Origin of the sequence: Vibrio nigripulchritudo (assembly GCF_027924785.1) — a bacterium.
GTDB classification, from domain to species: Bacteria; Pseudomonadota; Gammaproteobacteria; order Enterobacterales; family Vibrionaceae; genus Vibrio; species Vibrio nigripulchritudo.
Genome location: NZ_AP027050.1, coordinates 1,933,452 through 1,947,557, shown reverse-complemented (window position 1 = coordinate 1,947,557; position 14,106 = coordinate 1,933,452). Strand labels below are relative to the sequence as shown.

At 47.3% G+C, this 14,106-nt stretch carries 11 protein-coding genes; 2 read left to right on the top strand and 9 right to left on the bottom strand.

Annotated elements, in window-relative coordinates:
- The first annotated feature begins 187 nt into the window (after positions 1 to 187).
- Together nrtS and QMG91_RS27065 are read left to right on the top strand one after the other, a co-directional pair.
- Positions 188 to 1,234: a nitrate/nitrite transporter NrtS gene (nrtS, locus tag QMG91_RS27070; RefSeq protein WP_281831115.1), complete on the top strand. Its 1,047-nt coding sequence runs from the start codon at positions 188 to 190 to the stop codon at positions 1,232 to 1,234.
- A 129-nt stretch (positions 1,235 to 1,363) separates the two neighbouring features.
- Positions 1,364 to 1,855, top strand: a complete 492-nt coding sequence (locus QMG91_RS27065) for a MarR family winged helix-turn-helix transcriptional regulator (protein WP_022605963.1) — start codon at positions 1,364 to 1,366, stop codon at positions 1,853 to 1,855.
- 61 nt (positions 1,856 to 1,916) lie between these two features.
- Here QMG91_RS27065 and QMG91_RS27060 read toward each other — a convergent pair whose 3' ends face one another.
- From QMG91_RS27060 to xsc, 9 genes are all read right to left on the bottom strand, one after another.
- Positions 1,917 to 2,771, bottom strand: coding sequence for a hypothetical protein (locus tag QMG91_RS27060; RefSeq protein ID WP_281831114.1), 855 nt, complete (start codon positions 2,769 to 2,771; stop codon positions 1,917 to 1,919).
- A gap of 428 nt (positions 2,772 to 3,199) precedes the next feature.
- Positions 3,200 to 3,733, bottom strand: a complete 534-nt coding sequence (locus QMG91_RS27055) for a hypothetical protein (protein ID WP_281831113.1) — start codon at positions 3,731 to 3,733, stop codon at positions 3,200 to 3,202.
- Positions 3,733 to 6,591 (bottom strand): lamin tail domain-containing protein, encoded by a 2,859-nt coding sequence (locus tag QMG91_RS27050; RefSeq protein WP_281831112.1) that lies wholly within the window; start codon positions 6,589 to 6,591, stop codon positions 3,733 to 3,735. Before QMG91_RS27050 ends, QMG91_RS27055 begins: the two co-directional genes overlap by 1 nt.
- Positions 6,592 to 6,829: 238 nt before the next feature.
- The gene (locus tag QMG91_RS27045; protein ID WP_022562023.1) at positions 6,830 to 8,173 is read right to left on the bottom strand and encodes a TRAP transporter large permease; all 1,344 of its coding nucleotides are present in this window, start codon (positions 8,171 to 8,173) and stop codon (positions 6,830 to 6,832) included.
- A 15-nt stretch (positions 8,174 to 8,188) separates the two neighbouring features.
- Positions 8,189 to 8,761 carry a TRAP transporter small permease gene (locus QMG91_RS27040; protein ID WP_281831111.1) on the bottom strand — a complete coding sequence of 191 codons (573 nt, stop codon included), beginning with the start codon at positions 8,759 to 8,761 and terminating at the stop codon, positions 8,189 to 8,191.
- Between the two features lie 125 nt (positions 8,762 to 8,886).
- Positions 8,887 to 9,843: a TRAP transporter substrate-binding protein gene (locus QMG91_RS27035; protein WP_404819627.1), complete on the bottom strand. Its 957-nt coding sequence runs from the start codon at positions 9,841 to 9,843 to the stop codon at positions 8,887 to 8,889.
- A gap of 174 nt (positions 9,844 to 10,017) precedes the next feature.
- The gene (locus QMG91_RS27030) at positions 10,018 to 11,460 is read right to left on the bottom strand and encodes an NAD(P)/FAD-dependent oxidoreductase (RefSeq protein WP_409351285.1); all 1,443 of its coding nucleotides are present in this window, start codon (positions 11,458 to 11,460) and stop codon (positions 10,018 to 10,020) included.
- A 29-nt stretch (positions 11,461 to 11,489) separates the two neighbouring features.
- Positions 11,490 to 11,897, bottom strand: coding sequence for a nuclear transport factor 2 family protein (locus tag QMG91_RS27025; RefSeq protein WP_004409505.1), 408 nt, complete (start codon positions 11,895 to 11,897; stop codon positions 11,490 to 11,492).
- A gap of 282 nt (positions 11,898 to 12,179) precedes the next feature.
- A complete protein-coding gene (gene xsc / locus QMG91_RS27020; protein WP_004409506.1) occupies positions 12,180 to 13,988 on the bottom strand; it encodes a sulfoacetaldehyde acetyltransferase in 1,809 nt (602 codons plus the stop codon).
- Positions 13,989 to 14,106: the final 118 nt, after the last annotated feature.

Below are 14,106 nucleotides of genomic sequence, written 5' to 3'. Positions count from 1 at the left end.
GGTCAATCACACTTTTCGCTAGTTGACTGATTGCATTGAAATATTTCCATTCCAGCTCAGGTCTGTCTACGGTAATTCATAAATTTAGTACTCGCTGTAGTACAGAACTTACGGTAAGTTTGTATTTGGTAGGTACATTCGTTACCGCTATTCGTATCTACAGCCAATTATAAATAAAGGGAATATTATGCAATCTGCTCTCTATAAGCGTGCAGTTATTATCGCTGTTATTGTCGGAACCATCCTCAATTTAATCAACCAGTACGATGCTCTGTTTGGCTCAAAAGAGTTTAATGTGATTAAAGCGCTTCTCACGTACTGTGTTCCATTCATTGTCTCTATTGTGAGCAGTCAGATTACTCTTAAGTCGGTTGCCAAAAACATGGTTGCACCCGAATGCCCAGAAGATACAGCAGGTTTGGTGTGTCGTGACACTTTGTCTGGAGCAAGAGAGAAAGTGCAGTCAATGCGCAATAACGCAGGAAATGTGAATCAGGCTTCTAAAAAACGCCTGGCGTTTGCAGAAGCTGTGGTGGATCAAGCTCATGAAGTGACGACAGGGTCGTGTGAGCTGGCAAAATTGGCGGAAGTCTCGCAGGAGCAAATCCACAGTGTCCATGACAACTTTAACGTGATGAACAAGCGTCAGACAGAGTTTATGACAGAGTTCTCGCAAGCTTCAGATTGGGCTGCGAACTTAAAACAATCTATCGACAACCTGAGCCATCAATTTTCTCAGATCGAAAACATGGCGTCGTCCATTACGTCTCTGTCAGATAAGACGAACCTGCTTGCCTTGAACGCATCAATTGAAGCGGCACGAGCTGGTGAATTTGGTCGTGGATTTGCCGTTGTAGCGGAAGAAGTAAAAGGGCTGGCGAATAAGTCAGGTGAAGATGCTCAGCAAATCAACGCACTTATGGGAGAGCTGAGTTCAACCAGCACAAGGCTAGCGGACGATGCCAGATTGTTTGCTGAGTCTATGTCTAAAATGCAGGAAAATACCAGCCAGGAAGAAGCGGAGCAGGTGGCTGTTGCCATCGATCAGATTCGTTCTGCTGCATCGGATGTTCATGGACGAGCTCAGTGGCAAATTGCAGAGATGGAAAAGGTGGCTGGGAAGGTTCAGCAATTGGCTGAAGATGCCAAAGCCGCAGTGGAAGGTTCCGCCAATAATATGGAGCTCAGCGAAGGATTGATTCAGGACCTCCAGCACGTTGTGAAAGCGTCTTAGAAAATTTCTGTCAGTTATTTGAAATGGGCTGCGCTATGACGCAGCCTTTTGTTTGCCTGTAGAGTTGCCAGTGTTTCACGATTCCATTAAAGTTAATTCTAATTAAGATTCTTAACCTTAAGTAAAATAATGGATAAAGTGGACACCATCCTGCGGCAGTGGCGGGAACAACGACCTGATCTCGACCCCTCTTCTATGGCCATTCTTGGCCGTATCAGCCAGCTCAGAGATCATATTGCGCCTAAGCTCAACAAAACGTTCTCGGAATTTGGTCTGAACTCTGGTGAATTTGATGTGTTGATGACCTTGCGCCGTTCTGGCGACCCTTACACCCTTTGTCCACATAACCTGCTTCAATCTATGATGCTAACGTCTGGTGCAATGACCAACCGTATCGATAAGCTGGAATCCAAAGGGCTGGTCGTGCGCAGCGCAGATCCTAATGACAGACGTGGCGTGCAAGTATCTCTTACCGAAGAAGGGCTAGCACTTGCTAATAAAGCGGTGGAAGCGCACATAGAAAACAGTGAAACGATTCTGACAGGGCTAGATAAAGAAGAGCGAGACGCGCTGGCAACATTGCTCAGTAAGCTACTGGCTTCTCAGGAAAAAGAAGATTAAGAAAAGGCGACATAACGTCGCCTTTTTTGATCGTTTTGTACCGGTTATTGGCTCTCAATTCTTAGAATGGCTGGCAACGGGGGCAGTTTGGTGGCGGAGTTGGCGTACCTGGAACATGTACGTAACCCAGAGACAAGCCATCGGAGTATTTGCCGTCAGACAAAGTCACAGAAACGCTATTCACGCCGGGGTTTGCTGGTACAACACTGATGACTTTAGAGCCACTTAGGCTACTTAAGCTGTAGGTTTTTGAAGCTGTTCGACCATACAAATCATCCCTGACGCGAATGGTCAGTCGGGCATTAACGCTGGCATCTTTTGCAGCAGTCGAGTATTTATCGACTAAATACTGAATGTTCGCTTTCACACTACCGGAAGACTGGTAAGCGTTACCTTGAATGATACGAGGTTTTTTCTGTACCCATACCCCTTCTGCGGAACACATTCCACTGGCTCTGTTTATCCAAACTAAACCGTATCCATACGTATTAGAGAACTTCATATTGTGGTAAGAGTTCGCATCCCAGTTGGATTTATCTTTCCCAACGTAGCCAAATTCTGAGTTGTTAAAACGCACATATGCCAAGCGATCAAACAGATTGCCTTTTGCTCGGAATACTTCGTTTTGGGCGATGTGTTTTGGCACTTCCACGCGTAAGTAGTCGAACGAGTTAAACAAGTTAAGAAGTGCCTCAAAAAAGTCCTGATACTCTTGCTGGTTCTCTTGGTAGTTTGGGTCTTGGTAGATATCGTAGCCGTTGTTTACCGCTTGCTGCACATCTTCAGATTTAAAGTCATAAGACTTTACTCGTCCATACTCACAGCCAGGAGGGAGATCCAACGTTTTTGCCTGAGATGTCAGTGAAGTGGATGCAAGCGCAATGGCTGCAATAGGTAGGATGTATTTATTTTTCATTAACTTATTCCTTGTTAACTGTCTAGCCAAAGGCAAAAGTGAAGAGGCTTCACATAATGCGTTCGCATACAGATTTAACTGAGGAAGGAATCTAATGATAGAGCAATCAAGCGAGCCAGTTTTGCAAATGAGAGCACTTCTTACTTAATTGGCTTAGACTCTCACTTGCTTTCATTCCATATTCATAAATGTTCACAAAACATACAGTGTTGGTGACTGTTTATTGGGAACTCCGCTACTGAGTGGCGCTATCTGCCCACGGAGAGCTAATTTCCGTTATACCGAAATTGCCTGCACGTGTGCTTTCTATGATTGAGAGGCATGCAAACTTATAGGGATAAACGGTTCTCTTAACAGCTTCCCCAAAAAAGGCGAACAATGGTCGCCTTTTTACTTTTATTTCAATAAGTAATGAGCCTGAGTTCAGGCTATTTAGCTGAAGTCGTCAAATAGAAATCCACGGAAAACTTAGGCTGTTCGTTTGAAATTGAGTCTGGTGTAGGTTCTGGAATGTAAATATCCGAAAACGTGAAGCTGACGCGATGATCCGAGATGTCCAACTGAAGCTGAGCATTAGTAGATACTGGCTTAGGTTCATGGTTTTCCGCTTGCAAATACACCTCACCATTAATCATAGAAAAACGGAATGTAACGATGTCGTTTCCTAAATCAATATCAAAAGGGTGACGAATGTTTTTGCCTAGCATGAATTGAAGCCCTGAACTATTGAGAAAGGTTTCATACACCTCAGGACCATCGGGCAGGTATTTGATTTGAGACTCTTTTCGGCAATCTGAACAGCTTGGTACGTTCTGGTTAACGTTCCAGTCATCAACGAATTTTTTCTCAAAAAGAAGCTGATCGTTTTCGACTGAAAACTGATTGATGGGTTTCTCCGCACCTGCTTCGGAGCAGGCAGTCAAAACGCCCAATATGAATATCCCGCTCAGCAACTTTAACATCAATCAATAGCCCCTAACTTTTTCAAGCGTTCAAAAAATTCGGCAGAAGGTGCCGCTTCCACAATATATTCCTGACTGTCATTTGCTAAATAGTCGTGCGTAACTTGCTCCGAGTTCTGGGAAGTTACGCGATAAGCGCCTGTATTGCCGCTGTATGTATCTCGGAACCTTAAGCTAACCGCCCCCCAGTCATTAAAATCAGTCAGGCTGGTCTTACCGTTGGTCTGGCTGGTGGCACTCACATTAGTGAGATCCAGTGACACTGCGGTGTCATTGCTATCACCATCGCAGTTAAAGTCGACTCTGTCTGTTACGCTTCGACCCAGCCCTTTCGTTTCGTCCAGATTCGTTTCGTCCAGTGGCTGACCAGAACCATCTGAGTAATCGATTTTAAAGTTGTCCGGCGAGCCATACGGACCGTTGATCAACTCTGATGTAGTGGTGGCATAATTCTGAGGCGTATTCCGGCAGTTTTGATTGGCAAGTTGTTGCTCATAGTTCCTTAAGTAATAGCGATCTCCCTCGGTCTGACCAAGTGTCGAAAGCCCGTCCAACTGATACATGTAGTTCATCACACTATAGTAGTTGGGTTTGAAATTAAGGTTTTCATTGCCACCGTGAAGGAGACCCAGATTATGACCAAATTCGTGCATGATGGTGCCAGACTGGAAGTTAATCAGGGTATTTCTGGCGAGTACTGAACGACTATTAAGTCCCCATCTTCCTAAGGTAATGAGGGAGTCATTTCCGTTGATCTCCGCGACTCCTGAAGACCCCGATGCCCCAGTTCTGTTCTGGCTGTTGCCAAACATCATGTAATAGAAGACCAGTCGACGGCGGATATCCATGTGCTCGATTTTGTAGCTTTGCAGAGTCACCGGATTGTAAGAACGGCTCAGACTGATACCAGGAGAGAAGGGCACCTGATTACCACCACCTAGGTTGTGATCCTGACCGTGCAGTGATCCTGTATCGAAATGCAGCGAATAACCTTGGTTCTGGAATGCAAACTTAACTTTGTCGAGTGCTTCTTTACGTGGAATGATGCCCTCATCAGCCGCCTGGCGATTGCCATTTGTGGCGTCCATGTAGTCAATTTCAATGAAAATATCCGGTTGGTTTTCCCGAGCGCCCCAACCATACATGTCCATGCCTGCGTAAGTTGTATTCGGGCGCTCTGCACAGTCCGGAACGTTGTCATTATCGGTATCTGACGTACAGTGATTGACGTCGTTGATGCCGCCTGGTGTTGCAAAGGTGACAACTGCCCAATCTTCCGCTTTATTGGTATCAGTATGATTTTGGGGGCGCGATAAGCTTCTGCCAAGAACTTGTGGCAGTCGTTCAATAGTCGATGTACCTGCCCAGTTGTTTCCAGATGTCGGGGAGGTTGTATTTAAACCAAAACGGACGAAATCTACAGTTTGATTATTGCTGACCTGAACAATTTCGACAAAGCCACTGTCTGTCCAGTATGGCACGTAGCTGTTTTCAGTAATGGTAATAACCTGATTTGAACTGCCGGTTTCCGCATAGGCATTATTGATAGCCTTTGCCTGAAGCAGAATGTACCCCCCTTTTTTCAGTATGATTTGAGGTAGCGGGAAACTGTATTTATTCAACTGATTGTACTGATTACGGATCGCCCCCGACTTCAATACATATTGGCTAAGGTCGATGTCTTTACTGCCAGAGTTGTAAACTTCTACCCAACGTTGGTCCGAAATGTATCGAGTTGTGGACACCTCATTGATGATCAAAGTCGGTAGCGTTGAGCGATTAGGATCATTTGGGAAAGCGTCACTGTTGTCACCTACGCCATCTCCATCGGAATCTTTCTGTTCATTAGGATTGCTTGGGAAAGCATCACTGTTGTCACCAACCCCATCGCCATCGGTATCTTTGGATTCCGATGCATCATTTGGAAATGCATCGCTATTGTCACCGACTTTATCACCGTCTGAATCCGCATACTCATTTGGATCTGTTGGAAAGAGGTCAGCACCTGCTGGCCAGGCTCCGTGAGTATTTACGTTCCAGTTTGTAGCTGAAAGCAGGTTTCCCTGTGCGTCTGTGTGATCCCAATACCCGTCATTATCGCGGTCGTTTTGAATGACTGCCGTGGTTGTGCTGTTGGATGCGGTAATCTGAACGGTTTTATTGTCGAAGCTTGGGCTCGGCTTTGATTTTTCTGATTTGATGAGTTGCCCAATGGCAGCGATTTTTTCCTGAACTGCGATGTCCGCACTTTGTTTGCGCGCATTTGCCACAGTTTGAGATTCTGGAATTAAAGATTGATGAACCAAAACGCGAGCGGCAAAAGCAACATCGGCAAGATTCTCTGATTTGTAGTCTTTTGAAACGCTGGAAGCGTCAATTTGCAATTCGGACGCGACGGCTTGCTTAGCTTGCTCAGCAGAAGAACCACGGTCCATCTTCTGTTTGAGCAACGTGGTTAAAGGAGTAATGATCAGATCGCCGGGAGGCGCGCTCAGTAAAAAGTTCCGGGTAACGGCTGCACCTGAGTCTTCGTCTATCGTTGTGCCTTTTGTTGCTTCGACAACCACAGGGTAAGAAGAAGGTGATGAGATATTTTCAACATTTAAGGTAGCTTGACCGCCTGTTCCCGTTGTTGCTAAGGGTTCATTGATGTCGTGAGCAAAGTTGTTGTTAAGGTCTAGCCAGACTTTGGCGTTTCTCAGATAACCGTCAATAGCCGTTACATTCAGCTCTTTTGTAGGGCCGCTACTTGGGGGAGTTGAGCCACTTTGACCATTGTTAGAACCTTCTCCTCCGCCACATCCCGCGAGTGCAACTGCCAGAGAAAGAGTACTTATCTTCAGAAACGTTTTCGTCATGATTTACCGCTCGACTACTGTGTAATGATGTTTTCGTTTTCAGCACACGATACTACTACGGATTCTGTTAACAGAGTGTAAGTTTGGGTAACTGCGGGAGAGGATCTCATTATAAATATTTATGAGATGAATATTTGAGCTTATAGATGAAGAAAAAGACCTCCGTTTGAAGGTCTTAGAGTAGTTTTTTATCGGGGCAGGCTCATCTAAAGAACATTTTGGCGTTTTGCATTGAGCTTTATGGAAAGCCGACCAACTTGGGCAAATACAACGACAAACTTGGGAAGAAGGCGATGATAAAGACCGCGATCACCGAGGTAATCACAAACGGATGAATTCTTGCCGTTATCTGCTCGACTGTTGAGCCGCCAATTCCCGATGCCACGAAGATGTTTTCCCCAAGGGGCGGAGTGGCAAAGCCAATCGACAATACACATACCACCACAATGCCGACGTGAGTGGGGTCTGCCCCCAGCATATACATGATCGGCAGCAGCACAGGCACGATGATCATGATGGCAGCCAGAGTTTCCATAAACATACCAATGAAGATCAGCAAACTGATGGTCAGTGTCCACACTAAGTACATATTGTCGGTCAGGCTAAGCAGCGAATCGGCAACCACCACCGGGATTTTTTGTTCCACCAGAAGGCGACCAAAAACAGTGGCAGCGAAAAGAATCAGCAACACGCGACCAGTTATCCAGGTTGTGGTAGAAAGCGATTTGATGATGCTTTGAAAGGTGAGTTCACGGTGAAGAAATAGCCCGACAAACAGCGAGTAGAAAATCGCGACAACTGCAGATTCTGTCGGCGTGAAGATACCGCTGTATATCCCCCCTAAAATGAGGAACGGTGCCAAGATAGACCACACGCCCTTCTTCATTGCGCCATGAATGTCTTTGGGATCCCAGTTCTCTTTTAAACCTTTGTAACCCCTTTTCTTAGCGATCAAATAGTTAGTCGCCATCAGCGATAGTGCCATGATCAATCCCGGCAGAACCCCAGCTACGAAAAGCTTGGGAATAGAGACGGTTGAAAACGTACCGTGTTCGGCAATTGCTTCAGGTGGCGGCATTAAACCCATTGAAGAAATACCAAAGATGACCAACGGGATTGAAGGCGGGATAATGATTCCCAATCCACCCGACGCAGCAGTGACAGCAGACGCGTAGCTTTTTTCATAATCTCGCTTCACCATCGCAGGAATCATCAACATGCCCACCGCAGCGGTGGTCGCAGGACCTGAACCGGAGATCGCACCAAAAAACAGGCATGCCACCACGGTTGCCATACCTAATCCACCAGTGACAGGTCCTGCTAAATTCTCGGCAATGTCTACCAGCCGTCTCGATATGCCTGCCGCTTCCATCAGTGCCCCAGCAAGCACAAAGGCTGGCAGAGCCATCAATGGGAAATTGCCTACCGAAGTGAACGCAATTTGTACCAAGGCGATGGGGTTTTTATCTAAGAGTAAATAGGCTGCCATTGAAGCGCCCGCAAGGGAGACGGTAATCGGCGCTCCCAATATCAGCAGCACCAAAAAGCTGCCAAATAGAATCAGAGTTAAATAGGCTTCCATGCGTAGGGCTCCATCTTACTCAGCCTTGTAGGCCGTGCTTTTCGAAAATTTGCTTTTAAGAAAATCGTCTTTTAACGAATGTTTTTGAATCTCTTCACTTTCCGGGTCTGTCGCTTCAATGCCCAGTACCAGTTTTTCGTAGTTGTTCCACAGAATGCGTACCGACATCAAGAAGAAGGCGATGGGCAAAATCAGGTAGAAGTATTTCATTGGGATCCCGGTGGTTTGGGACTTCCAGAAGAGGTTCATTTTGTTGAACACAAAATCGTAACTGAGATAGACGAAGTACAAATTGAACGCGACCCAAATGAGGTCTGCAATGGTTTCACAAACGGTTTTCACCACTGGCGGGAAAAAGCGAAAGTGAAAGCTTACGCGGTTGTGTGCCGACATTTTTGCCGCCACGACTGCCCCTAAGTAGGCGAACCAAACGAACATATAGGTAGCGACTTCGTCACCCCACGGAATCGAATATTGGATGGACTGTCGCAGTACGATCTGCGAAAACAAAAGAATCACGAAAGAGGCGAGTAACAAGCAGCATGTGTACTCCTCAATGTTGTTTAGATGTTTCCTGAATGACTTCATGACGCTGCCTCTGCGAGCTTGAAAGGCACCCCACCTAAAAAGGTGGGGGTGCCATGTGTTGGAGAGTATGTAAGGACTAAGCCTCAATACCTCGTGTAAGGCGTAATTTGTGGCGATAGATGGATTTATCGACCCAGGGATTTCAGTGTGTCATCCAGTTTTTGTTTTCCGCCAATGCTGGAGTAAAACTTCGGCCAAACCTTTTGTGTGACTTGGTCAATCCACTCTTTTTCATTATTGGCTGGCTCGGTAATCACCATGCCTTTTGCCACTAAGTCCTTGCGAATTTTGTCTTCAGATTCCAGCAAGAACTGATAGCTGTGTTCGGTCGCTTCTTTGCCTGCCGCCAGAATGGCTTCTTGTACCTCTTTGGACTGCTCCTGGAAGATAGACTCGCTCACAATCAAGGGCTCGATAGAGAAGATATAGCGGATGTTGGTGATGTACTTTTGTACCTCGTTAAACTTCATCGCGTGCACGGTGATGTATGGGTTGTCTTGCCCATCTACCACGCCTTGCTGCAAGCCGGTAAAGGTTTCTGACCACGCCATTGGTGTTGGGTTGATGCCCCAAGCCTGATAGGCCGAAATCATGATGTCGTTCTTCGGTACTCGAATCACCAGCCCTTTAAGATCTTCCAGCGTTTTGACTGGGCGCTTAGAATTGGTCAGCACACGGAAGCCAGAATATGCCCAGCCAACAATACGAACATTGGCATCGCGAATGGTGTTTTTGATCAGCTCTTCACCAACAGGACCTTGCGTCAACGACTTCGCTTCTTCCGCACTTTGGATAAGATATGGCATGGTCAACAAGCCAACGGTAGGAGAAAACGGCGTCACGTTATTAATAGCCAGTACCGAGAAGTCCAGCAAACCGATGGCGGCGTTGTTCACCGTATCTTGCTCGTTACCCAATTGACCGTTCGGGAACAGATCCAGCTTGACCTTTCCGCCCGTTTTTTCTTCCATTAATTCACTGAATTTGGTGCCCAGCTCCCACTGAGTACCGCCTGCTGCATCGCCCAGTGCCATCTTAAATGTTTTGGCGGAGACGACCGGAGCGGCGATAACGGCTGCCATCAGCGCCCCCAAAGAGATCAGTTTTGTTGTGTTCAGTTTCATTGTTGTAACCTTTCTTCCATGTTCGATCTTTGCGTAGCTCGCGAATTCGCTGTTTAAAGGGTGAACGAAACCCGCAAGACGCCCCTGTAATCTCGCTATTCTCCTCAGTTGTCGATGTAAAATGGGTGCGGTTTACAGCACCTCATCCTTCAAGTGATACCACTTGTAAAGAAAACGTTGTCCCAGACGGCGAAACGGTGCAAACGCTTCGGATTCCACCACTTCGCGCACGTTGGGAAACGGCAATTTTGATTGAAATATAGGTAAGTCGAGTTGTTTTCCTTCACCAGCAATCCACTGGGCGAGCCTTTTTCCTGCCTGAGCCGAGTACATTACGCCGTTACCGCCGTAGCCCAGTGCGTAGTAAATGGACTCACGATGATTAGGTTGGAAAATTCTGGGCATCATGTCGTGGCTGACATCCACCCACCCCCACCAGGAGTAGTCGATATCAATGCCCGTTAGTGCCGGAAACTTACGGTGTAAATCGTTGATAAGAAATTGTTTGAATTTGTCTTTTGGTGCCGATTTTCCGGTGATGGCACTGCGTGACCCGATTTGCACGCGGTTGTCTGGCAACAAACGATAGTAGTGGCGCAGCACTCGAGTATCGGTAAGAACTTGCTTGGTGAGGAAGTTGCATTGTTCCAGTTCTGTTTCCGTCAGCGGACGTGTAACAATCGAATTGGACAAAATAGGCAGCAGGCGGTTTTTGAGTTCTGGATGCAACCCTTGAGAGGTATATCCACCGGTCGCAACGCCAACGGCTTGGGTTTTTACAATGCCACCCGGTGTTTTGATGTAATGGACGTCGCCTTCCGATTTCCACCCGATCACTGGGCTGCTGGTGTGTACTTTGACCCCCAAACGACGTGCTTTTTCAAGATAACCAAACGCCAGTTTTCCAGCGTGAATGCCAATGCCTTCCGGTTCGTGCATGGCACCTGCTGCTTCTTTGTCGTCGACGAATTGCTTTTTGACGGTATCGGCATCCAGAATCTGAGCATCGTAATGAAAGGTATCGCGCAGCAGCTTGGCTTCTTTTTCCAAGGTTGGCATTACTTTGCTGCGGTGCGCAATGTACAGGTGCCCGCCGGGTTGTGGATCACAGTCGATATCTTTGATGAGCTCTTTGAACGTTTCCATGCCATCCAGACATTCTTGGTGCATCTTCAATGCGGTGTCTAATCCCCAACGCTGGATCCATTGCGAGCGTTTCAAACGACCGCTGGCACACTGAGCTTGTCCACCATTTCGGGTACTGCACCCCCAGCTGGCTTTGTTGGCTTCCAATACGGTAGCGCGAATGCCGTAATGTTCAGCGAGGTAGATGGCCGCCGTTAATCCGGTGTATCCCGAACCGATGATCACAACGTCGGCATCGGTATCCGACAGAATAGGACCATCGTCTTCTGGGGGAGTACCAGCGGTGCCTATCCAGTATGTTGGTGCGTAGGCTTGACCTGTGCCCGGATTATGGCGTGTCAGTGGATCGTAACTTGGGTCGTAGGGGTTATGGGATTGGCGGTTTGCCTTCCCTTGGGTTTCTATACCTCCGACCATGTTGGCGTTCATTGATTCAGAGTTCATCACCTTCCCCTTGACTATGCGACGTCTTCGGATAAGACGGGACGATCTTTCCTGAACGCGTTTTTCACTTGGATTTTTCCATCGCGAACAGTAAACACATCCACCATACGAGCTTCAATTTTGCCGCCCTCTGGTGTGGTTGCACAAAACGTTGATTCAGTGACGGCGCGATCTCCAGAGACAAAATGCACAGGGTCTTTCCACTCAACATCCGGGAAATTCTTCCAAACTACAGCAAACGCATCGCGCAAAGCGTCTTTGCCTGTGAATGTGTTGCCTTGCAGCCCATGACCTGCGGCGGTGTGGAACACACAATCATCGGTCACGAAACTGAGTAAAGCTTCAATGTCGTGAGCATTCCAAGCGTCGCTAAATCCTTGAAGTGTTTGAATTGTGATTTGATCTTGATTGCTAGTGTTCATTTTCTTGTTCCTTCAAAATGGGCAGAACAAACATGAATCGATAAGAGAAAAATCAGGAAAAACGCCCTGAATGAAGTCAGATTCAACAACCGTTTGTTTCGCTAGATTACAGTTTTATTATTTCAATATGCGATACATTACGTTCCATATTGAGATATGGATACCAATATTTTTTAACAAAGCATTTACAACTTAGCGTGATTTTTGAACCGAAAACCCAAGGATTTCAAAGTTCTTAAAGGCCGCCAGACAGTTTAAAAACTGCCCAGCAGCGGCTGCCTGTTACACGTAATCTTTGTACTTATCGAGGTGACGCACAGGGGTTGATAGAGCATCTCTGCGGAACGGGTCGCCCAGCTCGCGAGTACACATAATTTCGATGATGGTGGTTTTGCCTTCGTTCATTTGCATGTCGATGGCTTTTTGCAACGTTGGACCCACATCTTCTAATTTATCGACTGTGATGCCTTCAGCGCCCATAGAGCGGGCAATGTCTGCGAAGCTTTGGTTATCAAGTTCACCAGCAACAAAGCGGCGGTTGTAGAAGTCCACTTGGTTTTTCTTCTCTGCGCCCCATTGGCGGTTATGGAATACCACCGCGGTGACCGGAATGTTGTGGCGAACACAGGTCATGGTTTCGACCAGGCTCATACCCCAGGCCCCGTCACCAGCATAAGAAATAGCAGGGCGGTGTGGCGCAGCTACTTTGGCACCAATTATGGTTGGGAAGGCGTAACCACAGTTACCGAAGCTCATGGCTGCAAAGAAGCTGCGCGGCTTTTCAAAGCGAAGATAGCTGTTGGCGATGGAGTTGATGTTACCGATGTCAGTCGACACCATCACATCTTCAGGCATGGCTTTTTCTAGCTCACGCAAGACTTGGCGTGGGTGTAGGTACTCACCACCAGAGAATGGGGTTTCCTGAGCGTTCTCTTCGATCATGTCTAAGCTGAAAGCATCTTTTTCGTGCGTCCAGTTATCCAACTCTTCTTCCCAGGCGGCTTTTTCTGCTTGAATCTTCGCAAAGCGCTCTTGCTTGTTGGCATCACAGGCAAGATTGCGACCATCCAGTCGTTGAGTCAGTGCCACAGCAGCGGCTTTGGCGTCGCCACAAATGCCGACAGAGATTTTCTTCACTAATCCAAGCATCTTGTTGTCTGCGTCGATCTGGATGATCTTGGCGTTGGTTGGCCAGTAGTCCATGCCGTGTTGTGGCAAGGTGCCAAATGGACCTAAGCGAGAACCCAGAGCAACCACCACGTCTGCCTGTGAAATCAGCTTCATCGCCGCTTTAGAACCTTGGTAACCAAGTGGCCCACACCACAATTCGTGACTGGCAGGGAATGAGTCGTTGTGCAGGTAGCTGTTAACCACTGCCGCACCTAGGCGCTCAGCCAGCGCTTTACACTCTTCGACAGCGTCGCCCATGACAACACCGCCACCAGAGATGATCACTGGGAATTTTGCTTCAGCCAGAATGTCTGCTGCGTCGTTCAGGCTTTGTTCGCCGCCCGGACCTCGATCTAAGCGTGCCGGTTTCGGGATTTCACATTTGATGTCGCCGTAGAAGTAATCACGGGGAATGTTGAGCTGAGTAGGACCCATTTCACTCATGGCGCGATCAAAACAGCGACCAGTGTATTCTGCCATACGACCCGGGTGGGTAACGTGCCCTTGGTATTTAGTGAATTCCTGGAACATAGGGAGCTGGTTACATTCCTGGAAACCGCCCAGACCCATAGTGGTGGTGCCGGTTTCTGGCGTAACGATAACCACTGGGCTGTGTGCCCAGTATGCAGCCGCAATGGCGGTGACACAGTTACTGATGCCGGGACCGTTTTGCCCGATCACTACTCCGTGCTGACCAGAAACGCGTGAGTAACCGTCTGCCATGTGAGCTGCGCCTTGCTCGTGTACTACTGGGATCAAGCGAATGCCAGCAGGGGCGAAGATGTCCATCGCATCCATAAATGCAGAACCCATAATGCCAAACATGTCCTGAACATCGTTCGCCACCAGTGTTTCTACAAATGCCTCAGAAGGGGTCATGCGTGCTTGTCCTTCAACCACGCTTCTTGTTTTCTCGCTCATCTCATTCTCCTTGATGAAGTAAGTCAAATTTCAAAATATGGAATCAAACATCTCGTTAACTGAAATTTAACGTCACTCTAATTGGACAAAAATTGAACGTCAATAAAAATATTCAAAT

Excerpts from the sequence above, each read along its gene's own strand:
- nrtS (WP_281831115.1), top strand. The coding sequence starts at position 188 with ATGCAATCTGCTCTCTATAAGCGTGCAGTTATTATCGCTGTTATTGTC.
- QMG91_RS27065 (WP_022605963.1), top strand. The coding sequence starts at position 1,364 with ATGGATAAAGTGGACACCATCCTGCGGCAGTGGCGGGAACAACGACCT.
- QMG91_RS27060 (WP_281831114.1), bottom strand. The coding sequence starts at position 2,771 with ATGAAAAATAAATACATCCTACCTATTGCAGCCATTGCGCTTGCATCC.
- QMG91_RS27055 (WP_281831113.1), bottom strand. The coding sequence starts at position 3,733 with ATGTTAAAGTTGCTGAGCGGGATATTCATATTGGGCGTTTTGACTGCC.
- QMG91_RS27050 (WP_281831112.1), bottom strand. The coding sequence starts at position 6,591 with ATGACGAAAACGTTTCTGAAGATAAGTACTCTTTCTCTGGCAGTTGCA.
- QMG91_RS27045 (WP_022562023.1), bottom strand. The coding sequence starts at position 8,173 with ATGGAAGCCTATTTAACTCTGATTCTATTTGGCAGCTTTTTGGTGCTG.
- QMG91_RS27040 (WP_281831111.1), bottom strand. The coding sequence starts at position 8,761 with ATGAAGTCATTCAGGAAACATCTAAACAACATTGAGGAGTACACATGC.
- QMG91_RS27035 (WP_404819627.1), bottom strand. The coding sequence starts at position 9,843 with ATGGCAGCCGTTATCGCCGCTCCGGTCGTCTCCGCCAAAACATTTAAG.
- QMG91_RS27030 (WP_409351285.1), bottom strand. The coding sequence starts at position 11,460 with ATGAACGCCAACATGGTCGGAGGTATAGAAACCCAAGGGAAGGCAAAC.
- QMG91_RS27025 (WP_004409505.1), bottom strand. The coding sequence starts at position 11,897 with ATGAACACTAGCAATCAAGATCAAATCACAATTCAAACACTTCAAGGA.
- xsc (WP_004409506.1), bottom strand. The coding sequence starts at position 13,988 with ATGAGCGAGAAAACAAGAAGCGTGGTTGAAGGACAAGCACGCATGACC.